Raw genomic sequence first — 23515 nt, forward strand, 5'->3', positions numbered from 1 at the left:
GAAGGAGAAGCGTGCCACCTCCGCGGGCCCCGGACCACCGAGGACCGCCGGAACCACCGGTTCGTCGCAGTCCGCCTCAGCAGGCCGCGGGGGCGACCGCGATCGGGTGCTGGGTGTCGAACCAGCGGTTCTCGGTGAACGTCACCCCCGACGGTGCCGTGGCGGCGCCGTAGCGGTTCCCGTGACCGAACTCGTTCCGGTCGAACACCACGTTCTCCAGGTTGGCCGCGCAGGAGACGTTCACGGAGTAGCTGCCGCCGTTGAAGAAGTTCTGCTCGAACCGGGCGTTCACCAGCCGCCTGGCCCCGGTCTCCGTCCCCAGCTGCACGGCGGAGTTCAGGAAGTCCTCCGAACCCTGCACCCGCGGGTCCAGGGTGTTGTGGCGCACGAGGACGTTCGAGCCCGAGGTGGACTGCAGGGCGTCGGTGTGCACGGCGGGGTCGCGGACGAGGTCGTGGACGTAGCTGTCGGAGATCGACACGTCGTCGCCGAGGCGGGGACCGTCCTGGGTCCCGTGGACGTCGACTCGGCGCAGGGTGTAACCGCTCCAGCCGATGGCCACCTCGGCGGAACCGTCGCTCACGATCTCGGAGTCCTCCATCACGAAACCGGGGGCGTCGACGAGGGCGACCGCGCGCAGCGTGGGGTCCTGGCAGGTGATCCGCGAGTTGCGGACGGTCACGCCGGGCACGTGCACGGTCAGGCACCCCTGGACGTCGAGGCCGTCGAGGACCGCGCCGGGCTCCCAGACGTCCAGGTCGGTCGAGGGGCGCAACGTCACCCCGTCCGGGACCCCGGTCGTGTCGGAGGTCGGGAAACCCGCCGGGATGCTCGTGGTGTCCAGCGGCACCGCCCGCAGGTACTTCGTGACCGACTGGACCATGTACTTGCCGCTGTAGAGCTTGGCGACGACCTTGACCGTCCCCAGGTACCCCGTGAGGTCGAGTTCGCCGGTCCCGGTGTAGACGCCCCCGGAGTTCACGACCGAACCCAGGGCGCCGTTCTGGACGTCGTTGACGTAGTAGGTCCCCCGGTCGAACTTCACGTTCGTGACGGTGTCGACGTCGACGAGCGTGGCGGGCACCCGCGCGCTGTTGACGGAGGCGTCCAGGTAGGTCATGTAGGGGGCGAACGCGGCGTCGGCCGGGGCGGCCACCCCGACGGCGGCGGTGACGGCGACGGTCACGGCGGCCAGCGGGCCGGCGAGCAGGCGGGCGCGGCGCGAGGCGCGGGCGGGACGGCGGGCGAGGGTGCGTGGGGGGTTCACGGTGACCTCCGGGCAGCGAGAACGGGTGTGTCCTCGATGTCTCGTCCGGAGCCGCTGTGACCTGTCTCGTCCGGTCCGGTAGGGCGAACGAGTGAGCCGCCGTGACGCTACTCTGCGTGGCCGGCTGGGAGGCCGTCCGGGGATCCCTTGCGCTGCACCGTGACCGCGTCGTACAGCTCGCGCGAGGGGACCCCGTCACGGGCGGCGACCTCGCGCACCGCGTCCTTCATCCGGCGCCCGGCGGCCACGAGCTCGCCCACCTCGGCCACGAGCTCGGCGCGGGAGCGGGCCGTGCGGCCGGAGGACCCCTGGACGACCAGGCACACCTCGCCGCGGACCTCGCCCTCGTGCGCCCACGCCGCGAGCTCGGCCAGCGACCCGCGCACGACCTCCTCGTACGTCTTCGTCAGCTCCCGGCAGACGGCGGCGGGCCGGTCGGCCCCGAACGCGTCCGCCATCGCGCTCAGGGTCGCCGCCGTGCGGTGCGGGGACTCGAAGAAGAGGAGGGTGCGCTCGTCGTGGGCCAGCGCCGCGAAGACCCGGGCGCGCTCGCCCGGCTTGCGCGGCGCGAACCCCTCGAACGCGAACCGGTCGCTCGGCAGGCCCGAGACCGCGAGCGCCGTCAGCACGGCGGAGGGGCCCGGGACCACGCTCACGGGCAGACCGGCCTCGACGCACCCGCGCACGAGGCGGTAGCCGGGGTCCGACACCGACGGCATCCCGGCGTCGGTGACGAGGGCGACGGTGGCGCCGCCCCGGACCGCCTCCACCAGCTCGGGGGTGCGTGCGGACTCGTTGTGCTCGTGGTAGCTGAGGACCCTGCCCCGGGGCGCCACCTCCAGCGCCGCCGCCAGCCGGTGCAGCCGGCGGGTGTCCTCGGCGGCCACGACGTCGGCCGTCGCGAGGAGGTCGACGAGGCGCCGGCTCGCGTCCTGCGCGTTGCCGATGGGGGTGCCTGCCAGCACCAGGCGGCCGGTCGTGCGCTCGGGGTCCACGGGCGCCATCGTGCCGCACGCCCCGGTCGCCGTCGCGCGCCTACGATGGCGCGGTGATCGCGAACGAGCTGGCCCCGTCCGGGACACCCGCACCGGTGGACGCCCGGGAACGGCTGCTGGGCACCGGCTCGGAGATCACGGGAGAGTCCTGGAAGCGGTCCTGGATCCCCTTGCTGGTCGTCACGGCGATCGGTGGGTTCCTGCGGTTCTTCCAGCTCGGCCGGCCGCACCAGCTGGTCTTCGACGAGACGTACTACGTCAAGCAGGGGTACTCGCTGCTCCTGCACGGGGTCGAGCTGCGCAACGACCCCGCGATCGCCAAGCCCGACGAGCTGTTCACCGCCGGCACGCCCGACGTCTTCGGCAGTGCGGGCGACTTCGTCGTCCACCCGCCCGTGGGCAAGTGGATGATCGCCGTCGGCGAGTGGTTGTTCGGGATCGACTCCTCGTTCGGCTGGCGCTTCTCCGCCGCGCTCATCGGGACGCTGTCGATCCTGCTGATCGGCCGGGTCGCGCGGCGGATGTTCCGCTCGACGCTGCTGGGCGTCACGGCCGCGGTCCTGCTGGCCTTCGAGGGCGAGCACTTCGTGGAGAGCCGCACGAGCCTGCTCGACGTCTTCCTCATGTGGTGGGTGCTCGTCGCGTTCTCGCTGCTGCTGGTGGACCGCGACCACGCGCGCGAGCGCCTGGCCCGGGCCGTGCAGCGGCACGGCGTGGGGGGGCTGGGCCCGCGGATCGGCTTCCGCGGCTGGCGGCTGGCGGCGGGGGTCAGCCTGGGCCTGGCCTGCGGGGTGAAGTGGTCCGGGATCTACGTCCTGGCCGTGTTCGGGCTGATGACCGTGCTGTGGGACGCCGGCGCCCGCCGGGCGGTCGGGGTGCGGCCGTGGTTCGCCGCGGCGGTGTGGCGCGACGGCGTCGGCGCGTTCGTGCTCCTGGTGCCGGTCGCGGTCGCGACCTACCTGGCGGCCTGGACGGGCTGGTTCCGCAGCGACGTCGGCTGGGACCGGCAGTGGGGGGCCGAGCACCCCTCCCGCGGGGTCGGCGCGCTCGTGCCGGACGCCCTTCGCAGCCTGTGGCACTACCACCAGCAGGCCTACACGTTCCACGTCGGGCTCGACACCCCGCACCCCTACATGGCCAACCCGTGGTCCTGGCTCGTCCAGGGCCGCCCGACGTCCTTCTTCTACGAGGCGAAGAGCCGCGGCGTGGAGGGCTGCACCGTCGAGAACTGCTCCAAGGCGATCACGTCCCTGGGCACCCCCGTCCTGTGGTGGGTCGGCCTGGTGGCCCTGGCCGTGCTGCTGTTCCGCTGGGCCTTCGCGCGGGACTGGCGGGCCGGGGCGATCCTCGCCGGGTACGCCGGGGCCTACCTGCCGTGGTTCCAGTACCAGCACCGGACGATCTTCACCTTCTACGCCGTCGTCTTCGTGCCGTTCGTCGTCCTGGCGGTGGTGCACCTGCTGGGGCTGGTCCTGGGGCCGGACCCGAGCACGGCGGTGCTGCAGCGCGGGGTGGGCGTCGAGGCGGCCCTGCTGCGGCGGCGGGTGGGGGCGGTGCTCGCCGGTGCCGTCGTGGTGGCGTGCGTGGCCTGCTTCGCGTTCTTCTGGCCGGTCTACACGGCCCAGGTCATCCCGTACGAGGCGTGGAGCCGGCGCATGTGGCTGCCCAGCTGGATCTGACGGTGGGGTGGTCTCTCGTCACCCCTCGTGGGGATGATCCGCCGTTCGGGTGAGCCTTGTGCGGGGGAAGTGTGATGACGTCCTCTTGGCGGTTACCCACAGCAGTCGCTAGGGTGCGGCAAGTTACAGGCTCGCCCGCCCGGGTGACCGTGAGCTCGAGGACGCCCCATGACTGCACTCCTGGTAGCCAATGACGGCGGACACCTGGCCCAGCTGCGCTCGCTGGCCAAGCGGCTGCCCATCGCGGACGCGTTCCGCTGGGTCACGGTCCCCACGCCCCAGTCCGAGTCCCTGCTCGAGGGCGAGGACGTGACCTGGGTGAAGCCCGCCCCGACCCGCGACCTGAGGGCCGCGGTGCACAACGCCGTACTGGCCTCCCCGCTCTTCCGCCGCGGGCGCATCTCCGCCGTGGTGAGCACCGGTTCCAGCCTGGCCGTCTCGGTCCTGCCGCAGGCCCGGCTGCACGGGACCCCCAGCTACTACATCGAGAGCGCCACCCGCACCGACGGCCCGAGCCTGTCCGGCCGCGTGCTCGCCAGGGTCCCCGGCGTCGAGCTGTACACGCAGAACGCCTCCTGGGCCTCCAAGAAGTGGAAGTACGCCGGATCGGTGTTCGACGGCTGGGAGCCGCTGCACCTGCCCGAACCCCGCAAGGTCTCCAAGGTCGTCGTGTCGCTGGGCACCTCGCGCACCTACGGCTTCCGCCGCCTCGTCGAGCACGTCGCCCCCCTGCTGCGCGACCTGGGCGCGGAGGTGCTGTGGCAGACCGGCACCACCGACACGGCCGGGCTGCCCGTCCTGGAGCCGCGGGCCGCGGTCCCCGCCCAGGAGCTGAGCACCGCCATGCGCGAGGCGGACCTCGTCATCGCCCACGCCGGGACGGGCGTGGCCCTGGAGGCGCTGCAGGCGGGCAAGCTGCCGCTGCTCATCCCGCGCCGCGCGGAGTTCTCCGAGCACGTGGACGACCACCAGGAGCAGATCGCCGGGATGCTGCGCACCCGCGGGCTCGCCGTCGTGCGCGAAGCGGACCAGGTGAGCGCGGACGACCTCAGCCTCGCGGCGAGCAGGACCGTGGACCTGCGCGAGGACGCCCGCCCGCTGGCCCTGTAGCCGCCGGCGGTGCGCCCGGGACGGAGCCGGAGGTCGATGGCCCTGAGGGGGGAACCGACCTCCGGCTCACCGCCGGGGTCTCAGCGGGCGGTCTCGACCCGCTCCAGCAGCGGTCGCCACCAGGCCTCGTTGTCGCGGTACCACCGGACGGTCTCGGCCAGGCCCTCGTCGAAGGTGTGCTGCGGGGCGTACCCGAGTTCGGCCGAGATCTTCGAGATGTCGACGGAGTAGCGGCGGTCGTGGCCCTTGCGGTCCTCGACCTCGCGCACCTTCTCCCAGCCGACGCCGAACGCCTCGAGGATGCGTCCCGTCAGTTCCCGGTTGGTGAGTTCGGTCCCACCGCCGATGTTGTAGACCTCACCCGGGCGCCCCCCGTCGACGACGAGCTGGATTCCGCGGCAGTGGTCGTCGACGTGCAGCCAGTCGCGCACGTTCAGACCGTCCCCGTACAGCGGGACGGTCTCACCCCGCATGAGGTTGGTGATGAACAGCGGCAGGACCTTCTCGGGGAACTGGTAGGGGCCGTAGTTGTTCGAGCAACGGGTGATGCACGCGGGCAGCCCGTGCGTGCGGTGGAACGAGCGCACGAGCAGGTCGCTGGAGGCCTTCGACGCCGAGTAGGGGCTGTTGGGTTCCAGCGGGTGGTCCTCGGGCCAGGAACCCTCGGGGATCGTCCCGTACACCTCGTCGGTCGAGACGTGCACGAACTTGTCGACGTCGTGGCGCACGGCCGCGTCGAGCAGCACCTGGGTCCCGACGACGTTCGTACGCACGAAACCCGCTGCGCCGTCGATGGAACGGTCGACGTGGCTCTCGGCCGCGAAGTGCACGACGACGTCGGCCTCGGCCATCAGCGCGTCGACCGCGGCCGCGTCGGTGATGTCCGCCTCGACCAGGCGCAGCCGCGCGTCACCCGCGACGGGGTCGAGGTTGCGCGGGTTCCCTGCGTAGGTGAGTTTGTCGAGGACCACGAGGGATTCGATCCCGGCGGCCCCGTGCACCCCCGTCAGGGCCGACCGGACGTAGTGACTTCCGATGAAGCCTGCACCACCGGTGACCAGGAGTCTCATGGGGCGACATACTACGGTGTCATGCGCGGAATCATCCTCGCCGGCGGATCCGGCACCCGGCTGCACCCGATCACCCGGGGCATCAGCAAGCAGCTCGTCCCGGTGTACGACAAGCCGATGATCTACTACCCGCTCTCCACGCTCATGCTCGCGGGGATCCGGGAGGTCCTGGTCATCACCACCCCGCACGACGCCGAGGGGTTCCGGCGGCTGCTGGGTGACGGGTCGCAGTTCGGCGTGGACCTGCAGTGGGCCGTCCAGCCCTCGCCGGACGGTCTCGCGCAGGCGTTCGTCATCGGCGAGGAGTTCATCGGCTCGCAGACCGTGGGACTGGTGCTGGGGGACAACATCTTCTACGGCCCCGGGCTGGGCAACCAGCTCAGCCGGTTCGACGGCCTGACCGGCGGCGCGATCTTCGCCTACTGGGTCAGCGACCCCACGGCCTACGGCGTCGTCGAGTTCGACGAGGCGAGGAACGCGCTGTCGCTGGAGGAGAAGCCGCAGGCGCCGAAGAGCAACTTCGCCGTTCCCGGGCTGTACTTCTACGACAACGACGTGGTCGAGATCGCGAAGGCGCTGGAACCCTCGGCCCGCGGCGAACTCGAGATCACCGACGTGAACCGGACGTACCTCGACCGCGGGGAACTGTCGGTCGAGGTCCTGCCCCGGGGGACGGCCTGGCTGGACACCGGGACGTTCGACCAGATGCTGGCCGCGGGGAACTACGTGAGCACCCTCGAAGCCCGGCAGGGGCTGAAGATCGGCTGCCCCGAGGAGGTCGCGTGGCGCAACGGCTGGCTGGACGACGCCGAACTCGCCGACCGCGCAGGGGCCATGGTCAAGAGCGGGTACGGCTCGTACCTGCTGGAACTGCTCGCCCGCGGCCGGCACGCCTGAGGCCGGTGCCCACCCGCGGTGCTCAGGCTCCGGTGCGCCGTCGCCGCGCCAGGTCGGTGAGGGCCCGCGACGCGGCGTGGAACCCGCACATCCCGTGCACCCCGCCCCCGGGCGGGGTGGCCGCCGAGCACAGGTAGACGCCCTCCAGGGGCGTGGAGTACGGGTCGAGCCCGACGACGGGGCGGAAGACCTGCTGGCGGATCGTCAGCGCCCCTCCCCCGACGTCCCCGCCGACGAGGTTCTCGTCCAGCGCCTCCAGCGCCGCCGGCGGCGTCTCGACGCGGGCGAGGACCCGGTCGCGGAAACCCGGCGCGAAGCGCTCGATCTGCCGGTCCACGCGCTCGCCGGTGCCGGGGTCGGCCGAACCGTGCGGTGCGTGCGCGTACGCCCACAGGACGCGCCGCCCCCCGGGGGCCCGGCCGGGGTCGGCGACGTCCTGCTGGGCGACGAGGACGAACGGGCGCTGCGGGTGCCGGCCGTGGACCACGTCGGCCTCGGCCTCGGCGATCTGCGCGGCGGTGCCGCCCACGTGCACCGTGACGGCCTCGGCCAGCCGCGGGTCGCGCCACGGGACGGGCCCGTCGAGCAGGTAGTCGACCTTGTGCGCCGCCGGTCCGTACGACCAGCGGCGCATCGCGCGCGCGTACCGCGGGGGGAGCTCGTCCCCGGCCACCGCCAGGAACTGCCGGGGCGTCAGGTCCAGCAGCGTGACGTCGGCGGCACCGGCCGCGCCCAGGTCCGTCAGCGTGCGGACGGGGTGCTCGAGCAGCACCCGGCCGCCGTGCTCGGCCAGCTCGGCCGCCAGGGCCCGGGTGAGGGCCCCCGTGCCCCCCTCGGGGACGGGCCAGCCCGTGGTGTGCGCGGCCGTGCCGAAGAGCATCCCGAAGGCCGCCGTGAGCGGCTGGGTGTGGGGCTGCAGGGCGTGCGCGGCCATCCCCGAGAACAGGGCCCGCGCCGGGTCGTCGCGGAACACCGCGCGCACGAAGGCCGCCGAGGGCCAGGCGGCGCGCAGCCCGAAGCCGGCCAGCGCCAGCGGCGCGGTCGGCACCCGCAGCAACGGCCCCAGGACCGCGGGGACCAGCGACTCCCAGTTGCGCACCGGGCCGGTGAACAGCGCCCGCCACGCCGGGCCGTCGACGCCCAGCTCCGCGACGGCCTCGTCGAGGTTCCCCGGCAGGACCGCCGCGGGCCGGCCGTCGAGGGGGTGGCCCAGCGGGTAGCGCCCGTGCCGCCAGCGCAGCCCGTGCCGCTCCAGCGGGAGGGTGGAGAAGAAGGGGCTGGCGGCGGCGAAGGGCTGCACGGCCGAGCCGACGTCGGAGACGACGCCGGGCCCGAGCAGTTCCGCGGTGCGCGAGGCGCCGCCGAGGTGGGCGGTGGCCTCCAGGACGGTGACCTCCAGACCGGCCCGGGCCAGCAGGACCGCTGCGGACAGGCCGTTGGGGCCGGCCCCCACCACGGTGGCGCGGCCGATCACGGGCGGCCGGCGGCGGTCGTCTCGTCCACGGCCCTCACCGTACGCCGCCCCTTGCGGCGCAGCAGGTCGCGGGGCGGACGCCGACCGCGGCCGGGGGCGGTCTCAGTCCCGGCCCAGCACCTCGCCGGCCGCGGCGCGCCACCGGCCCGCCCAGTCCCCGATCGGTTCGGCGAGGGCGCGCACGCCGTCCGTGCCCAGCACCGAGAAGGCCGGCCGCGGCGCGGGGCGGACGAACTCGGCGCTCGTGACGGGTTCCACCTCCACGTCGTCCAGGCCCGCCGAGGCCAGGACCGTGCGCGCGAACTCGAACCACGAGCAGCGTCCCGCCGAGACCGCGTGGTAGGTGCCCGCCGGGGCGCCGGCCTCGACCAGCCGCAGCGCCAGCCCGGCGACGTCGCGCGTCCAGGTGGGCTGGCCGACCTGGTCGTCGACGACGGACAGGGCACCGCGCTCGCGGCCGAGGCGGACCATCGTCCTCGGGAAGCACGCGCCGTGCGCCCCGTACAGCCAGGCGGTGCGCAGCACGAGCGCGTCGGCGCCGGAGGCCCGCACGGCCCACTCCCCCGCGGCCTTGGTGCGCCCGTAGGCGCTGCGCGGGGCGACGGGCGCGTCCTCGGCGTAGGGCTCGCTGGCCGTGCCGTCGAAGACGTAGTCGGTGGACACGTGCACGAACCGGGCGCCGGCGGCGCGGGCGGCGTCGGCGAGGGTGCGGGCCCCGACGGCGTTGACGGCGAACGCGGTGGCCTCGTCGGTCTCGGCGGCGTCCACGGCCGTGTACGCGGTGGCGTTCAGGACGACGTCGGCGTCGCGCACGAGGGCGCGCGCGGCCGACGCGTCGGTGACGTCGAGCTCGGCGCGGGTCAGGGCGGACACCTCGTGCCCGGCCGAGCGCAGGACGTCGACGACGTCCGTGCCGAGCATCCCGCCCGCTCCCGCCACGATCCAGCGCACGTGTGCTCCCTCCGGGGTACGACTGTCGGCCGCAGCCTACGGTGACCGCACGATCACGCACAGCCCGCCTCTCTCGGTAGTCTCCGCCGCGTGCAGACACGAGAACTCGCCGTCCCCGGCGCCTGGGAGTTCACCCCCCGACAGTTCGGCGACGAGCGCGGGACGTTCATGGAGTGGTTCACCGCGGGGTCCTTCAGCGCCGGGCCCGGTCACGACCTGACCCTGGCCCAGGCGAACTGCTCGGTCTCCGCCGCAGGGGTCCTGCGGGGCGTCCACTACGCCGACGTGCCTCCGGGACAGGCGAAGTACGTGTTCTGCGCGGCCGGCGCCGTGCTCGACGTCGTCGTCGACCTGCGCGTCGGGTCCCCCACCTTCGGCACGTGGGACGCGGTCGTGCTCGACGACGTGGACCGGCGCGCGGTCTACCTGTCCGAGGGGCTCGGGCACGCGTTCCTGTCGCTGGCCGACGGTTCGACCGTCGTCTACCTGTGCTCGCAGGGCTACGCCCCCGGGCGCGAGCACGGCGTGCACCCGCTGGACCCGGCCCTGGGGATCGACTGGCCCACCACCGGCCGCGACGGGCGGCCGCTGGAGTTCACACTGTCCGGCAAGGACGAGCAGGCCCCCACGCTGCAGCAGGCCCTGGAGGCCGGTGCGCTGCCCCGGGCCGAGGACGTCGAACGGTTCGTGGCCCGGCTGCGCGTCAGCTGAGCCCGAGCAGGTCGCGCCAGCGCTGCCCGCGCGCGGCCCACGTGTGGCGCCCGGCGAACTCCCGCCGGGCGTCCGCCGCGGACGGGTCGTCACCGGCGGCCGCCGCGAGCGCGGCCGCGCCGAACGCCGCCGGGTCGGTGACGAGGTCGTCGACGACGCTCACCCCGGGGGCGTCCAGCCAGTCCAGCGCCTCCAGCCGGGTGGAGACGACGGGCAGCCCCGCGGCGAGGTACTCCAGCACCTTCAGCGGGAAGCTCGCCTGGTTGAACTCCGAGAGCGTGTACGGCATCAACCCCACCGAGGCGCGCGCCAGGACCTGCGAGACCTCCTGCGGCGCACGCGGTCCCAGCCAGTGGACCCGGGGGTGCTCGAGCAGTCCGCGCCAGGCGGCGTCCTGGGTGAAGGTGGGCTGGCGGGGACCGACGACGACGAGGTCGAGGCCGGCCTCGACGACGGCGCGGAAACCCCCGAGGTCGATGCGGTCGGAGACCATCCCGAGGAACACCGCGAACGGGGCCGCCGGCAGGTCCGGGTTCCCGGCGCCCGGCGCGGACAGTTCCGCCCCGGCCGGCACGAGGCTGGCCCGCCGTCCGGAGTCGGCGCACAACCGCTGCAGGCGGGGCGAGACGACGACCACCTCGTCGGCCAGGGCGAGGCTGCGCTCGCGCCCGCGGCGCAGCCGCTCGGCGGGGACCCCCACCAGCCCGGCCCCGGCGACGTAGTCGTCCTTGACGAGGAACGCGGTCCGGGCCCCCAGGACGCGCGCGAGCGCCTGCAGCGGCCGGCCCACGTTCTGCGCCGAGGCGAAGGCCAGGGGGCGACGGCGCTCGCGCAGCACCGCGGCCAGGACCGTCGCGGCCACGATCGGGGCGTTGAGGTGGTGCAGGCCGCGGCGGCGGCTGGCGGGCGGCACCCACGGCGTCACGACGCGCACGCCGTCCGGGGCGGGCACGGGGGGCCGGCGCAACCGCAGGCCGTCGGCGCGGGTCCAGACGGCCGTGGGGGGCTGGACGAAGAGCACGTCGTGCGTGCGCGACAGCTCCGCCGCCAGCCGCTGCTCGTAGAGGCGGTGCCCCTCGAAGGCGGTGCTGGACAGCACGGTCACCAGAGGCCGGCCGCTCACGCCGCCTCCCGGACCAGGCGGGCCAGGTCGGCGGCCATCCGCGCGGTCGAGAACCGTTCGCGCACCCGGCGCGCGGCGGCGCGTCCCATCGCCGCGGCGCGGTCGGGGTCGGCCAGCAGCTGCGTGACGGCCGCGGCGAGCGCGCCGGCGTCCCCGGGCGGCACGAGCAGGCCCGTCTCGCCGTCGGCGACGTAGTCGGCCATGCCGGGGGTGGCGCTGACCACGACGGGCACGCCGCAGGCCATGGCCTCCAGCGAGGCCGTCAGGCCCGAGCAGTGCACGTTCGGCACGAGCGGCACCACGACGACGCGGGCCCGCCGGTACACCTGCTCGCGCAGCGCGACGTGGTCGAGCTGGACGGTGCGGCTGCGCGGGCCCGCCGGCAGCGGCCGGCTGGTGGCGGCGGTCAGCTCGGCGGCCGGGGCCGTGCGCAGGACGCGCGGCCAGGCGGCGGCCAGCGTCGCGTAGTCGCGGTGCCGGTCGTTGCCGACCGAGGCCACCAGCTGCCCCGCGGGCGGCTCGTCGCGCTCGGTCCAGAAGTCGGTGTCGACGCCCTGCGGCACGAGCCGGACCTGCGGGGCCCGCAGGCCCCAGCGCTCCAGCACCGGCAGCTGGGCCGAGGACAGCACGAACAGCCGTCCCGCCCGGGGCAGGTAGCGTCGCGTGATCGCCTGCGCCGCAGCCGATCCCCCGTCGGTCGCCCAGACGACGCCGGAGACCACCGGGCGGGAGCGGCCCGCCGCGGCCAGGGCGGGGACGCCCAGGCGCTCCTCCCACGTCAGCAGCGGGTCCGTCCCGCGCCAGGACGGGCCGGCGAAGCGCAGGCCGTCGAACAGCTTGCCGGACAGGCGCTCCAGCGGGCGCGGGACGCCGACGTCGAGCAGGCGCGGCGCGAGGTCGTGCGCGGCCAGCCGGTCCAGGCCGTAGGGGAAGCGGTCCGGGACGAGCCCGGCGGCGTGGCGCTGGGGCCAGCCGCGGGTGTGGGCGGAGGCGACCGCCACGTCGACCGCGAGGTGTGCGCGGGTGCCCCGCGCGGTCCCGGCGGTGTCGGCCTGCGCGCTCACCCGGCGGCCCGGACCTGCTCGGCGCCGCCGAACTCCCGCAGCAGCTCGCGCGCGGCGTCGACCGCCTCGTCGGCGCCCGAGGCGGTGCGGGTCAGGACGCTCTCGGACGTCCACGCCTCGCGGAAGTCGGCGATCTTGCCGTAGGAGTTGTCCAGCACCACGTGCGGGATCCCCAGCAGCAGGCACAGGACGTGCCCGTGCAGGCGGTCGGTGACGATCACCCGGGCGCGGCTGAAGGTGCGCACCCCCGCCTGCAGGTTCTGGCGGGCCATCGCGTCGTAGGTGGCGCGCAGGACCGGCTGGGTCAGCCGGGACGTGGCGGCCGTCTCCACCCGGCGGACGGCACCGATCGTGCGGCGCTTGAGCCGCCAGGCCCGGTGGTCGAACGCGTGCCTGCCCCAGTCGGTCACGGGCAGCCCCGCGGCGCGGAACGTCGCGGCGTGCCCGACCCCCTCGCGGTCGTCGCGCATGAGGCACAGGACGTCCACCTCGGCGGGCGCCGTCCGCTCCAGCGGTCCCAGCCCGAAGGCCGCGTCGGGCACGAGGCCGACCGCGGCGTCGGGGAACCTGCGCCGCGCCTCGTCCAGCGAGCGCCGGTCGCGGACCATGAGGTGCAGGTCGGGGTGGGCGCGCAGGGCCCGGGAGCCGTCGGATCCGGTGTCGTCACCGGCGGCGGAGTCGGAGTACCAGATCGACTGCGGCAGCTGCACGATGCGCTGCCGGGGGAACCGGCGGGCGACGTCCTCGCGGAAGCGCTGGTAGTCGGGCCACACGTCGCCGAAGTTCCCGCCGCCGTGCAGCATCAGGGGCCGGGAGCCGTTGCGGGCGCGCAGGGCGGCCGGGACGAGGGAGTGGTGCTCGCAGGCGTAGTCGACGCCGACGCCGGCCCGGGCCAGCAGGGCGCGTTCACCGAGCCAGATGAGGGAGTCCCCGACGTTCTTGTGGCCGGGGAAGTCCAGCAGCGCGGCGCGCTCGGAGCCGAGCGCCGCGGTCACGGCGTCCTGCCAGGCGGTGCCGAGGCGGTGGACGAGGGCCGCATCCGATCGGGTGACGGTCATGCCGGGAGTGTAGGGGGACGAACACTGGCGGTGACCGGAGCGGGTGAGGTCGTCGCCTCGATGACGGAGCGCAACCGGTGTGCGACGATGCGCGCACCGCCGCCGACGGAGGGAGACACATGTCGACGCCCGAGTCGGCGCCGCGCACCACGAGCACGACGCGAGAGCCCGCCACGCCGGCGCCCTTCGTCGACGTGGTCGTCCCCGTCAAGGACGACCCGCGGCTGGTGGGGTGCGTGCAGGCCCTGCTGACCCAGGACCACCCGGCCGACCGGTTCCGGGTCATCGTCGCCGACAACGGCTCCGCCGCGCCGCGCCTGGACCTGGCCGACCTCGACCCGCGCGTCAGCGTCGTCGTCGAGACCCGCCCCGGCTCCTACGCCGCGCGCAACACCGCGGTCCGCCAGGCCCGCGGCGACGTCCTGGCCTTCACCGACTCCGACACGCTGCCGGACCCCTCGTGGCTGTCCAGCGCCGTGCGGGCGCTGGGCTCGGGGGCCGACATCGTCGCCGGCCGGGTCAGGGTCTACCCGCGCGACCCCGCCCGTCCCCACCCCGTCGAGGCCTTCGAGGTCGTCAACGCCTTCCGGCAGGACCGCACCGTGCCGCGCGGCTTCGCCGTGACCGCCAACGTCGTGGTGCGCCGGGAGGTCTTCGACGCCGTCGGCCCCTTCGCCGACGCGCTGCCCTCGGGCGGGGACGCGGAGTGGTGCGGGCGGGCGATCGCCGCCGGGTACCGGCTCACCTACGTCGAGGACGCCGTGGTGGCCCACCCGGCCCGGGAGTCCTACGCCGAGGCGTGGCGCAAGCTGTGCCGGGTGCAGCTCGGGCGGCAGCTGCGGGTCCGCGGCGGGGAGGACCCGCCCGGCGCCCTGACGCTCAAGGCCTTCGCCCCGCCCCTGGGGTCGCTGGCGCGCGCGGTGCGGGCCCGGGAGCTGTACGGGGCCCGCGCCCGGGCCGCGTACGTCGTCGGGGCGTTCTACATGCGCTACGGGCGCGCCGCCGCCGCCGTGAAGTACCGCTGAGACCGCCCCGGACCCAGGACGACCCGTGAGCACCGCACCCGCCGGCACCGCCGCCGACGCGCACGACGCGCCCCGCCCCGCCCCGCCGGCCCGCGTCGACGGCCTGAGCATCGCCCGCGAGCGCCGCGCGCGCCGCCGCCGGCTGCGGTCCCTGCCCGCCCTCGTGGTGGAGGCCCTGCGGCTGTGCTGGAGCGCCCGGCGCCGCGACCTCGTCCTGGTGTTCGGCGTGCAGCTGCTCGGCGCGCTGCTGCTGGGGGTGCAGGTCCTGGTGGGGCGCGAGGCCCTGACCCGGGTGTTCTCCGGCGGTGCCGGTGGTGCTGGTGCCGGCACCGGCGGTGACCTGCTGCCGCTGGTCGGGGGCCCGCTGCTGGCCCTGGGGGGTCTGAGCGTCGTGGCGGGGCTGGCCGGTGCGGTCCGCGGTCAGCGCATGCGCCTGCTGTCCGAGGCCGTGCAGCGGGCGGTGTGGCGCCGCGTGGTGGACACGACCACGACCGTCCCCCTGGACCGCTTCGACGACCCGGAGTTCTACGACCGCCTGCAACGGGTCTCGACCAACGCCGTGTCCCGGCCGGTGGGGGTGGCCCAGGGACTGGTGTCGATCCTGGGGGGCGCGGTCGGCGCGGTCGGCCTGGTCGTGGCGCTGTGGGCCATCGACCCCCTGCTGCTGCCGCTGCTCCTGCTCGCCGGGGTCCCGGTGTTCCTGGTCTCGCGCCGCGGGGGGCGGCTGGAGTTCGACTTCGCGGTCGCGCAGTCGGGGCCGTACCGGGTGCGCAGCTACCTGCGCTCGGCGCTGACCGGGCGGCGCGAGGCCAAGGAGGTCCGCGCCTACGGCCTGGCGGCGCCGCTGGGTGCGCGGTACGAGCGCCTGCTGCAGGAGTACGAGGACGCGCTGACGCGGCACGTGGGCCGGCGCATGCGGTTGTCCCTGCTCTCGCAGGTCCTGACGGCCGCCAGCGTGGTCGGCACGGTCGCCGTCCTGCTGTGGCTGGTGGACTCCGGGCGCCTGTCGCTGGCCGACGCCGGGGCGGCCGGGGCGGCCGCCCCGCTGCTGGCCTCGCGGCTGCAGTCGCTGGCCGGCGGTGTCGGCACCGTGCTGGAGGCCGGCCTGTTCCTGGACGACCTGCGCGGGTTCCTGCGGCTGGGCACCCCGGCCGGACGGGGCGCGCAGGGGCCGGCGGCGCTCGAGCCGCTCGTCGAGCTCGAGGTGGACGGCGTCGGGTACCGCTACCCGCAGAGCGCGGGACCGGCGCTGAGCGGGGTGTCGCTGCGGGTCCGCCGGGGCGAGGTGGTGGCGCTGGTGGGCGAGAACGGGTCGGGCAAGACGACCCTGTCCAAGCTGCTCGCCGGGTTGCTGCCCCCGGGCGAGGGGACGATCCGCTGGAACGGGACGGACGTCGCCGCGCTGGACCCCGCCGCGGTGCGCGAGCACGTCGCGGTCGTGTTCCAGGACTTCGTGCAGTGGCAGTTCTCCGCGCACGACAACATCGCGGTGGGACGCCCGGACCGGCCCGACGAGGCGGGCGCGGTGCCGGCCGCGGCGGTCCAGGCGGGGGCGGACGCGCTGCTGCGCAGGCTCCCGGGGGGGTACCGCACCCTGCTGAGCGCCGAACTGGCCGGCGGGGTGGACCTGTCGCTGGGGCAGTGGCAACGGGTGGCCCTGGCCCGCGCGTTCTACCGGGGGGCGGGCCTGGTGATCCTCGACGAGCCGACGGCGGCGCTGGACGCGCGCGCCGAGGCCGAGCTCTTCGCGGGGATCCGCGAGCTGATGAGCGGGCGGACGGTCGTGCTGGTGTCCCACCGGTTCTCCAGCGTGCGCGAGGCCGACCGCATCGTCGTCCTGCGCGAGGGCCGGGTCGACGACACCGGGACCCACGAGGAGCTGCTGGCGCGGGGCGGCCTGTACGCCGAGCTGTACACCCTGCAGGCGCAGGCCTACCTCGACGAGGGGACGGCGCGCGCGGGCAGGGCCCCCACCGGCCGGCACGCGGCCCACCGGTGAGCCGTGTCGCAGCGTGTTCGTGCCCTTACGCTGTGCCCGTGAACGAGGCGCAGCAGGTCGCGGTGCGGTCCGAGGAACTGGCGTGGAACGAGGTCGACGACCAGATCGTGGTCCTCGACACGACCACCTCGACCTACCACGCGGTCTCCGGCGCGGGAGTCGCCCTGTGGCCGCTGCTCGTGGAGGGCACCACGCGCGCGGACCTGCTGGAGGTCCTGCGGCGCACCTACGACGTCCCCGGGGACCGGGCCGCAGCCGACCTCGACGCCTTCCTCGACGCCTGCACGCCGCTGCTGCGGACGGTGTGAGGTGCGGCCCGCGACCTCCCTGCGCCGTCTGCGGCGGCGGGCGGTGCGCCGCCTGCGCCGCCGCCTGGGGCTGGTCCGGCACGGCGGGCTGAGCGCGGCCCGCTGGGCGGACCGCTCGCTGCGGGCCGTGCGCCGGGAGCTGCCCACCGACGGTCTGCGCACCCGGGTCGTCCCGCCCCCGGACCTGCCCGGCACCGGCCTGGAGGCCGTGGAGGCCGTGCTGCGCCGGCGCGGGGCGACGTGCCTGCAGCGCTGCCTCGTCGTGCAGGCCTGGCTGCTCGCGCACGGGCAGCCGCGCGAGGTCGTCGTCGCGGCGTCGGTGAGCGACGGGTTCGCCGCGCACGCCTGGCTCGACGGCCACGACGAGGACGAGAGCGCGACCTACCGCGAGCTCACCCGCGTGCCGGCGCGCGGGTGAGCCCGGCCCCGTCCCCGCACGTCCCCCCGTCCCCGCACGTCCCCCCGGACCGGCTGGGCCCGCTGGAGACGGTGTGGGGCATGCCGATCGGCGCCCAGCCGGGGGTGCGGCCACTGGCGCCGGACTCGGAGCTGACGCTGCGCGCCGCGCTGGAGGAGGCCGTGCTCCCCGCGCTGCGGCGGGCCCCGTGCGTCGTGAGCTTCTCCGGCGGCCGGGACTCCTCGACGGTCCTGGCCGTGGCGACCTCGGTGGCCCGCCGCGAGGGCCTGCCCGACCCGGTCCCCTACACGCACCGCTTCCCGCACGTGCCGGACTCCCACGAGGACGAGTGGGCCGAGCTCGTCGTGCGCCACCTGGGCCTGCGCGAGTGGCAACGACCGGCCTGGCACGACGAGATGGACGTCCTGGGTCCCTTCGCCCGCACCGTCCTGCGGCGCGACGGCGTGCTGCCGCCGTTCAACGGCCACCTGCACGAACCCGTCTTCGCCGCCGCGCGCGGGGGGTCGGTGCTGACCGGCATCGGCGGCGACGAGCTGTTCTCGCAGGTCTCGCGCTACCCGGTGGTGCGGCTGCTGGCCCGGCGCGCACCGCTGAGCCCACGGGCCCTGCCGCGGGCGGCGTTCTCGGCGCTGGCCCCGGCCCCGCTGCGGGCCCGGCGGGCCGGGCGGCACCTGCCGCTGGACTTCGGGTGGCTGCGCCCGGACACGGCGCGCCGGCTGCGGGCGGCCGTGGCCCGGCACACGGCCTCCGAACCGCTGCGCTGGGACCGGGCGGCGCGCCGGTGGCTGTGGCCCAGCCGGGTCCTGCACGTGGCCGGGGCCGCCAAGGAACGCATGGCCGCCGCCCACGACGTCCACGTCAGCCACCCCTTCTCCCGCCCCGCCACGCTGCGCGCGGCGGCGGTCGCCTTCGGGTGGGCCGGGCCCCGCGGGCGGGCCGGGGAGCTGCTGCGCCACGTCGGGGACCTGCTGCCGCGCGCGCTGTGCGAGCGCGAGAGCAAGGCCGGCTTCAACGGCGCCTTCTGGACCGCGACGGCCGCGTCCTTCGCGCAGCGCTGGACCGGGGTGGGCGTCGACGCGGACCTGGTCGACCCGGAGGCGCTGCGCGCGGAGTGGGCCGGCCCGGACCCCGACCTGCACTCGGTCACCCTGCTGCAGCACGCGTGGCTGGCGCAGGAGGGCCCGGCCGCGCGCTGAGGTCCCGCGCCGGTTCGCCGCACGGTCGCGGCGCGGGCTCAGCCGTCCCGGCGGACCGGGGAGCCGCGCTCGCCGAGGGCCAGCAGGTGCCCGGCCAGCAACCGCGCGGCGTCGTCGGCGACCTCCAGGCGCCGGGGCCGCAACAGGCGCACCGTCGGCAGGCTGAGCAGGCGCAGCGGAGCGCGCTCGTCGGCCGGGGGCAGGCGCAGGGCCAGGGCGTGGGTGAGGGCCGGCCACCGCTGCGGCAGCGGCACGTCCTGCACGGCCGGGGCGTCGGCCCAGCCGAGGTGGACCAGGCCCGCCAGCTCCAGGTCCCCCGGGGGCAGCCGGACCGGGACCTCGACCCGCCAGCGCCGCCGGCGCCCGACGACCCCGATGTCCTGGCCGGCGCCGTAGTGCTCGGCGCTCTCGCGGCGCAGGTCCACGCAGCGCGGCCCCGGCAGCACCCGCAGCCCGTCGAGCACGAGGACGTCGTCGGCCACGAGGTCCAGCCCGGCGCGCACGAGGGAGTACATGGCCGTGCTCTTGCCCGCGCCGCGGTCCCCCAGCACCGCCCAGACCCGCCCGCCGACCACGACGGCCCCGGCGTGCAGGGCCACCCGGCCCTGCCACCAGGCGACGGTGGCGGCCGTGGCCGCCAGGTAGGGGTGGACGACGGCCGCGTCGTCCGGCGGGGGGCAGGCCGTGAACGTGGTGGTCGCGCCGAGGCGGTCGACCTCCACGTTCCCCTCCCCCATCGGCAGGACGGCCCGGTCGGGCCCCACGACCGTGCGCACCGGTGGCGGGACGCGCTCGAGCGCCACCCGCCGCACGCTCCACGTCGTCTCCCCGCCGCGCGCGGGGTGCAGCAGCCGGGCGGCGCCGGCGAGGTCCGGCAGGGCCAGTCCGTAGGCGACCGGGGCGGTGCTCATGGGGGCAAGGGAAGCAGGCCGCTCCTGCGGCCACGGCACCGGCTCCCGCTCCGGCGCAGCGGGCCGTCCCCCCGGCACCCGCCCTGCTCCTACACACCGTCCAGGTGACTTCTACGGACAGTACGCAGAGAGCGTGACAGTGCAGTAACCTCACGAGCACCGGGCGTGACTCCCGGCCCGATGCACCGCCGCACCGCCGCACCGCCGAACGACGACGCCGACGCCCTGGAGGTCCCCGTGGCCGAGCAGTACTCCGCTCCTCGCCTGACCACGCTCGGCTCGCTGGCCGAGCTGACCCTGCGGAACAAGAAGTTCGGCACCCGCAGCGACGGCGACTTCTTCTGCGAGGACGACACCGCCACCCCGCTCTACACCGTCTCCTGACCCGATCCCGAGGAGGAACCCCCGTGACCCAGCCCTACGTGGCCCCCACCCTCACGACGCTCGGCTCGCTGGCCGACCTCACCCTGCAGACCGGCAAGCAGTTCGGCGCCAAGAGCGACGGGGACTTCCTCAACGGCAAGTCCGTCTACACGGTCTCCTGCGGGTGCGAGACCGGCATCAACTGAGCCCCGCCCTGGACCGCGGCACGCCCGGAGGTCCCCGCCGCGCCCACCGCGCGGCGGGGACCTTCGTGCGCTCGCTGCTGCGCGGCGAGCAGGCCTCCCCCCGCGGCGTGACCCCCGAGGCGCTGGGCCGCGTCGTGCACCTGCACCGCGTCGGGCCCACCGTCGACCACCTGCTGCGGACCGCGCCCGACGCCGCCGCCCTGGCCCCGCTGCGGGCCGGCACCCGGCCCGCCCTCGTGGCCCAGAGCGCCCGGCAGCTGCCGGTCCAGCTGGACCTGCGCACCGTCGAGACCGCCCTGCGGGGCCTGGCGTGGGCCGTCGTGAAGGGGCCGGCCGTGGCCCGCACCCTGTACGGGCGCACCCCCCGGGAGTTCCACGACCTCGACGTCGTCGTCTCACCGGCCTCCTTCGGCGAGGCCCTGGGCCGCCTCGAGGCCGCCGGCGCCCGCCCCATGGACCCCGACTGGGCCGGCATCCGCGCCGCCCGCGCCGGCGAGATCGCCGTGGCCCTGCCCCACGGCACCTTCCTGGACCTGCACTGGCACCTGGTCAACCGCCCCCACCGGCGCACCCGCTTCACGCTCGACGTGGACGCCATGCTCGGGCGCGTGCGCAGCGACGTCCTGCTCGGCACCCGCGCACCGCTGTTCGACGCCACCGACCAGCTGCACCACCTCGCGCTGCACGCCTGCCTGTCCGGGGCCTGGCGGTTGCTGTGGTCCCACGACCTGCGCCTGGCCGCGGCCGCCTGCGACGACGCCGGCTGGGACGAGCTGGTCGCGCGCGCCCGCGCCGCCGGCACCGGGCTCGCGGTCGCGCTGGCCCTGGCCCGCGCGCGGCAGGTCCTGGCCGCCCCCGTGCCCCCCGTGGTCCTGCGGCGGCTGTCCGCGGGCCGGGGCGGGGACCAGTGGCGCGCCGCGGGGACCCTGTGGACCGCCGCGCTGCCCCCCCACCGGCTGGTGTCCGCCCGCCGCAACGGTGCCGTCGTCTACCAGAGCACCGCCGGCTCGGGGGTCGCGAGCCTGGCCACCCTGGCCGCCGAGACCGCCCGGCGCCTGCGGGTCGGTCCTCCTCGCCCCCCGGCGCAGGTGGTCCTCCCGCCGGACGACCCCCGCGCCGCGCGCGAGGGGTACCTGGCCGACGTGGCGTCCGGAACCGCCTGAGGCGTCGTCCGGACGGAGCAGGACCGCGACTCGTTGAGACCTCTCAGCCACGCACGGTAAGTTCACGCCGCCACAGCGCTCACTCTCAGCACCCGCGCGAGTGCGCGCCGCACCACCGTCCGAGGAGGCCCCACCGATGTCCACGCACCGAGCAGACGAGGCGCACCGGTGAGCCCTGGCCCGTCCCTGAGGTCCGCCACGGCCTCCGGCGTCGCGTGGAACGCGGTGCAGATGTGGGCCGTGCGCGCCACCACGGCGCTCGCCTTCATCGTCATCAGCCGGCAGCTGCAGCCGTCGGAGTTCGGGCTGGTGGCCCTCGCGATGTCGGTCATCGCCGTGCTGCAGCTGCTCAGCGACTCCGGGATGGCGAGCTTCCTCATCCGCCAGGAGGAGCTGGACGAGCACAGCCGCAGCACCGCGTTCTGGACCAGCGTCGTGCTGGCCGTCGTGCTGGCCGGCGTGCTCGTGCTGCTGTCGGTCCCCGTGTCGGGCTGGTTCGGCGAGCCCGACCTGGCCCCCGTCCTGCAGGTCCTGAGCATCGGCATCGTGCTGACGGGCGTCAACAGCGTGCCCACCGCGCTCCTGCGGCGCGACCTGCGGTTCAAGACGCTCGCGGTGCGCGGGACGGTCGCCACCCTGGTCGGCTCGGTGGTCGCCATCGTCCTGGCCCTCCTGGGCGCCGGCGTCTGGGCCCTGGTCGCGCAGAACCTCGTGCGCGGCGTCGTCGGCATCGTCATCCTGTGGACGTCCGTGCAGTGGCTCCCCCGCGTCCTGCCGCGCTGGACGACCGCGCGCTCGATGCTCGCCTTCGGGTCCAAGCTCCTGACGATCGACCTCATGCGGCAGGTGCAGAACCGCGGTGAGGAGTTCACCCTGGCCGGCGTCGGGGGGTCGACGACGCTGGGGTACTGGTCGGTGGCCACGCGCCTCATGCGGATCGTGACCGAGACCGGGTCCTCCGTGATCAGCTCGGTGACGCTGTCGACGTTCAGCCGCCTGCAGAACGACCGCGACCGGCTGCACCGCGCCTACCGGACGAGCATGACCGCGGCCGGGCTGGTGATGTTCCCCGCCCTGCTGTTCATGGCGGCGGCGAGCCCCGACCTCGTGCCCTTCCTGCTCGGCCAGCAGTGGGCGACCACGGCGACCGTCGCCCAGATCACCGCCCTCACCGCGGCGTTCAGCACCTTCGGCTACTTCGACCGCCAGGTGTTCATCGCGGTGGACCGGCTGCGGCCGGAGGTGGTGCTCGTCGCCGCCACCGTCGTGGCCCACCTCGCGATCGTGGTGGTCCTGGCCCGCTACGGGCTGGTGGTGCTCGCGTGGGGCCTGCTGGGCCGCACCCTGCTGACCCTGCCCGCGCGGCAGGTCCTGCTGCACCGGGTGGCCGGCACGCCGTACCGGACCGTCGTGCTGCCCTGCCGGGTCCTGCTGGCCTCGGCGGTGATGGGTGCGCTCGTCGCCGGGCAGCTGTGGCTGTGCGCGGACCTGGCCCAGTGGCTGCGGCTGCTGCTGGCCGTCGTGGTCGCCGCGCTCACCTACCCGCTGGCCCTGCTGGTGCTCGCCCGCCCCGCGGTCGAGGAGTTCCGCGGCGACGCGGCGCGCATCCTGTCGCGGGTGCGGCGCACCCCGCGCCGGCCCCCGGCCGCCGACGCGGTGGACGAGCTGGTCGTCCCGGACGCCCCGGTCAGCCGGCCCTGACCACCCGGCGGCGCACCGAGCGTCCGACCTGGCCGGCGAAGTGGACCCAGGCCCTGGCGCCCCCGGTCCCCTCCAGCCCGAACTCGGCCACCTGCCGACCCGAGACGGGACGCCCGCGCGGCACCCTCGACAGGCCGGAGTGGTTCTCCCCCGTCCCGACCGTGTAGACGGCGCCGGGGAAGGGCAGGGCCCGCAGGGGTTCTCCGCGCGCCGCGGAGTGAGCGACGCTCGCGCGGTGGGAGCCGAGCAGGTCGCGGACCAGGAAGGTCCCGAGCCGCGCGGTGAGCTCGTCCTGGCCCGCCGAGGGCGCCGGGAGGTCGGCGGGCAGGCCGAACGCCCGGTTGGCGAGGATCTCCGAGGTCCCGCACCGCTCGTTGAACCCGTCCACCGCCGTGATCAACCCGGTGCGGTCGGACAGGACGTAGCCGTGCTCGACGTACCACCCGGCCTCGGTCGGGCGGTCCGCCGACCACCCCGCGAGGCGCCTGCTGACGAAGTCGTCGGCGTCCACCTTCATCACGTGGTCCGGACGGTGGCGTTGCGCGGCCAGGAGCGCCACCGCGAGCTTCGTCCCCTTGTCGCGCAGCACGGCGTCCCTGCCGGTCATCGGGCCGGGCGTGTCGACCGGCGGGGGGAAGTCGACCCGGACGAACTCCACGCGCGGGTCGAACCGTCCTGCGGGGATCTCGTTGCAGGCCACCACGACCGCGAACTCGTCGTGGTCCTGGCGGCAGACCGAGCGCAGCGTCCGGCGCAGGAGGTGCTCGACCCGCGAGTAGTCGGCCGAGTTCCGCGGGTGCCGCAGCGAGGTGATGAAGGCCAGCAC

At 75.5% G+C, this 23515-nt stretch carries 23 protein-coding genes; 13 read left to right on the top strand and 10 right to left on the bottom strand.

Annotated features, from left to right (window positions below; genetic code table 11):
- Positions 1 to 76: 76 nt before the first annotated feature.
- Both CLV37_RS17675 and rsmI read right to left on the bottom strand, forming a co-directional pair.
- Positions 77 to 1267, bottom strand: a complete 1191-nt coding sequence (locus CLV37_RS17675) for a hypothetical protein (RefSeq protein ID WP_106212804.1) — start codon at positions 1265 to 1267, stop codon at positions 77 to 79.
- Between the two features lie 107 nt (positions 1268 to 1374).
- Positions 1375 to 2262, bottom strand: a complete 888-nt coding sequence (gene rsmI, locus CLV37_RS17680; protein WP_245885470.1) for a 16S rRNA (cytidine(1402)-2'-O)-methyltransferase — start codon at positions 2260 to 2262, stop codon at positions 1375 to 1377.
- Between the two features lie 53 nt (positions 2263 to 2315).
- Between rsmI and CLV37_RS17685 the strand changes: the two genes are divergently transcribed.
- On the top strand, positions 2316 to 3941 hold the full coding sequence (locus tag CLV37_RS17685) for a dolichyl-phosphate-mannose--protein mannosyltransferase (protein ID WP_245885471.1): 1626 nt from the start codon (positions 2316 to 2318) through the stop codon (positions 3939 to 3941).
- A 168-nt stretch (positions 3942 to 4109) separates the two neighbouring features.
- Complete coding sequence (locus CLV37_RS17690) at positions 4110 to 5051, top strand: glycosyltransferase (RefSeq protein ID WP_106212808.1); 942 nt, start codon at positions 4110 to 4112, stop codon at positions 5049 to 5051.
- 80 nt (positions 5052 to 5131) lie between these two features.
- Here CLV37_RS17690 and rfbB read toward each other — a convergent pair whose 3' ends face one another.
- The gene (rfbB, locus tag CLV37_RS17695) at positions 5132 to 6121 is read right to left on the bottom strand and encodes a dTDP-glucose 4,6-dehydratase (protein WP_106212810.1); all 990 of its coding nucleotides are present in this window, start codon (positions 6119 to 6121) and stop codon (positions 5132 to 5134) included.
- A gap of 21 nt (positions 6122 to 6142) precedes the next feature.
- Here rfbB and rfbA point away from each other — a divergent pair, with 21 nt between their 5' ends.
- Entirely contained in the window at positions 6143 to 7018 is an 876-nt protein-coding gene (rfbA, locus tag CLV37_RS17700) for a glucose-1-phosphate thymidylyltransferase RfbA (RefSeq protein WP_106212812.1), read from the top strand.
- 22 nt (positions 7019 to 7040) lie between these two features.
- Here the strand turns inward: rfbA and CLV37_RS17705 are convergent, their stop codons facing one another.
- Both CLV37_RS17705 and rfbD read right to left on the bottom strand, forming a co-directional pair.
- Positions 7041 to 8492 (bottom strand): phytoene desaturase family protein, encoded by a 1452-nt coding sequence (locus tag CLV37_RS17705; RefSeq protein WP_106212814.1) that lies wholly within the window; start codon positions 8490 to 8492, stop codon positions 7041 to 7043.
- Positions 8493 to 8594: 102 nt separating this feature from the next.
- Entirely contained in the window at positions 8595 to 9443 is an 849-nt protein-coding gene (gene rfbD, locus CLV37_RS17710; protein ID WP_106212816.1) for a dTDP-4-dehydrorhamnose reductase, read from the bottom strand.
- A gap of 90 nt (positions 9444 to 9533) precedes the next feature.
- Here rfbD and CLV37_RS17715 point away from each other — a divergent pair, with 90 nt between their 5' ends.
- The gene (locus tag CLV37_RS17715) at positions 9534 to 10154 is read left to right on the top strand and encodes a dTDP-4-dehydrorhamnose 3,5-epimerase family protein (RefSeq protein ID WP_106212818.1); all 621 of its coding nucleotides are present in this window, start codon (positions 9534 to 9536) and stop codon (positions 10152 to 10154) included.
- Here CLV37_RS17715 and CLV37_RS17720 read toward each other — a convergent pair.
- Genes CLV37_RS17720 through CLV37_RS17730 form a run of 3 tightly spaced genes read right to left on the bottom strand, consistent with a single transcriptional unit; the run spans position 10147 to position 13399 of the window.
- Positions 10147 to 11277, bottom strand: coding sequence for a glycosyltransferase (locus CLV37_RS17720; protein ID WP_146149460.1), 1131 nt, complete (start codon positions 11275 to 11277; stop codon positions 10147 to 10149). The genes CLV37_RS17715 and CLV37_RS17720 overlap by 8 nt on opposite strands.
- Positions 11274 to 12341: a glycosyltransferase gene (locus CLV37_RS17725; RefSeq protein ID WP_106212822.1), complete on the bottom strand. Its 1068-nt coding sequence runs from the start codon at positions 12339 to 12341 to the stop codon at positions 11274 to 11276. The genes CLV37_RS17720 and CLV37_RS17725 overlap by 4 nt, the downstream gene beginning before the upstream one ends.
- Positions 12338 to 13399 carry a polysaccharide pyruvyl transferase family protein gene (locus tag CLV37_RS17730; protein ID WP_106212824.1) on the bottom strand — a complete coding sequence of 354 codons (1062 nt, stop codon included), beginning with the start codon at positions 13397 to 13399 and terminating at the stop codon, positions 12338 to 12340. Before CLV37_RS17730 ends, CLV37_RS17725 begins: the two co-directional genes overlap by 4 nt.
- 119 nt (positions 13400 to 13518) lie before the next feature.
- On the opposite strand from CLV37_RS17730, the gene CLV37_RS17735 reads away from it, so the two are divergent.
- The 5 genes from CLV37_RS17735 (at position 13519) to CLV37_RS17755 (ending at position 18345) form a co-directional block, all read left to right on the top strand.
- Positions 13519 to 14424, top strand: a complete 906-nt coding sequence (locus tag CLV37_RS17735; RefSeq protein ID WP_106212826.1) for a glycosyltransferase family 2 protein — start codon at positions 13519 to 13521, stop codon at positions 14422 to 14424.
- A gap of 25 nt (positions 14425 to 14449) precedes the next feature.
- Positions 14450 to 16423 carry an ABC transporter ATP-binding protein gene (locus tag CLV37_RS17740; RefSeq protein WP_211298746.1) on the top strand — a complete coding sequence of 658 codons (1974 nt, stop codon included), beginning with the start codon at positions 14450 to 14452 and terminating at the stop codon, positions 16421 to 16423.
- A 38-nt stretch (positions 16424 to 16461) separates the two neighbouring features.
- Positions 16462 to 16731 (top strand): PqqD family protein, encoded by a 270-nt coding sequence (locus CLV37_RS17745; RefSeq protein ID WP_211298747.1) that lies wholly within the window; start codon positions 16462 to 16464, stop codon positions 16729 to 16731.
- 1 nt (position 16732) lies between these two features.
- Positions 16733 to 17149 (top strand): transglutaminase-like domain-containing protein, encoded by a 417-nt coding sequence (locus CLV37_RS17750; RefSeq protein WP_106212830.1) that lies wholly within the window; start codon positions 16733 to 16735, stop codon positions 17147 to 17149.
- A gap of 80 nt (positions 17150 to 17229) precedes the next feature.
- Complete coding sequence (locus tag CLV37_RS17755; protein WP_146149461.1) at positions 17230 to 18345, top strand: asparagine synthase-related protein; 1116 nt, start codon at positions 17230 to 17232, stop codon at positions 18343 to 18345.
- A gap of 38 nt (positions 18346 to 18383) precedes the next feature.
- On the opposite strand, the gene CLV37_RS17760 is transcribed toward CLV37_RS17755, so the two are convergent.
- Complete coding sequence (locus CLV37_RS17760; RefSeq protein WP_106212834.1) at positions 18384 to 19256, bottom strand: phosphoenolpyruvate carboxykinase (ATP); 873 nt, start codon at positions 19254 to 19256, stop codon at positions 18384 to 18386.
- A 165-nt stretch (positions 19257 to 19421) separates the two neighbouring features.
- Between CLV37_RS17760 and CLV37_RS17765 the strand changes: the two genes are divergently transcribed.
- From CLV37_RS17765 to CLV37_RS17775, 4 genes are all read left to right on the top strand, one after another.
- A complete protein-coding gene (locus CLV37_RS17765; protein ID WP_146149462.1) occupies positions 19422 to 19640 on the top strand; it encodes a hypothetical protein in 219 nt (72 codons plus the stop codon).
- A gap of 23 nt (positions 19641 to 19663) precedes the next feature.
- Complete coding sequence (locus CLV37_RS27720; protein WP_170127339.1) at positions 19664 to 19825, top strand: hypothetical protein; 162 nt, start codon at positions 19664 to 19666, stop codon at positions 19823 to 19825.
- Positions 19804 to 20988 carry a nucleotidyltransferase family protein gene (locus tag CLV37_RS17770; RefSeq protein ID WP_170127340.1) on the top strand — a complete coding sequence of 395 codons (1185 nt, stop codon included), beginning with the start codon at positions 19804 to 19806 and terminating at the stop codon, positions 20986 to 20988. The genes CLV37_RS27720 and CLV37_RS17770 overlap by 22 nt, the downstream gene beginning before the upstream one ends.
- A 168-nt stretch (positions 20989 to 21156) precedes the next feature.
- Positions 21157 to 22689, top strand: a complete 1533-nt coding sequence (locus CLV37_RS17775) for a lipopolysaccharide biosynthesis protein (protein WP_106212840.1) — start codon at positions 21157 to 21159, stop codon at positions 22687 to 22689.
- Here CLV37_RS17775 and CLV37_RS17780 read toward each other — a convergent pair.
- Complete coding sequence (locus CLV37_RS17780) at positions 22676 to 23515, bottom strand: glycosyltransferase family 2 protein (protein WP_106212842.1); 840 nt, start codon at positions 23513 to 23515, stop codon at positions 22676 to 22678. The genes CLV37_RS17775 and CLV37_RS17780 overlap by 14 nt on opposite strands.

The organism is Kineococcus rhizosphaerae, assembly GCF_003002055.1.
Classification (GTDB): Bacteria; Actinomycetota; Actinomycetes; order Actinomycetales; family Kineococcaceae; genus Kineococcus; species Kineococcus rhizosphaerae.

Bases quoted from the DNA above. Each gene is read 5' to 3' on its own strand.
- rfbA (WP_106212812.1), top strand. From the start codon at position 6,143: ATGCGCGGAATCATCCTCGCCGGCGGATCCGGCACCCGGCTGCACCCG.
- CLV37_RS17760 (WP_106212834.1), bottom strand. From the start codon at position 19,256: ATGAGCACCGCCCCGGTCGCCTACGGACTGGCCCTGCCGGACCTCGCC.
- CLV37_RS17755 (WP_146149461.1), top strand. From the start codon at position 17,230: ATGCCGATCGGCGCCCAGCCGGGGGTGCGGCCACTGGCGCCGGACTCG.
- CLV37_RS17690 (WP_106212808.1), top strand. From the start codon at position 4,110: ATGACTGCACTCCTGGTAGCCAATGACGGCGGACACCTGGCCCAGCTG.
- rfbB (WP_106212810.1), bottom strand. From the start codon at position 6,121: ATGAGACTCCTGGTCACCGGTGGTGCAGGCTTCATCGGAAGTCACTAC.
- CLV37_RS17735 (WP_106212826.1), top strand. From the start codon at position 13,519: ATGTCGACGCCCGAGTCGGCGCCGCGCACCACGAGCACGACGCGAGAG.
- CLV37_RS17730 (WP_106212824.1), bottom strand. From the start codon at position 13,399: ATGACCGTCACCCGATCGGATGCGGCCCTCGTCCACCGCCTCGGCACC.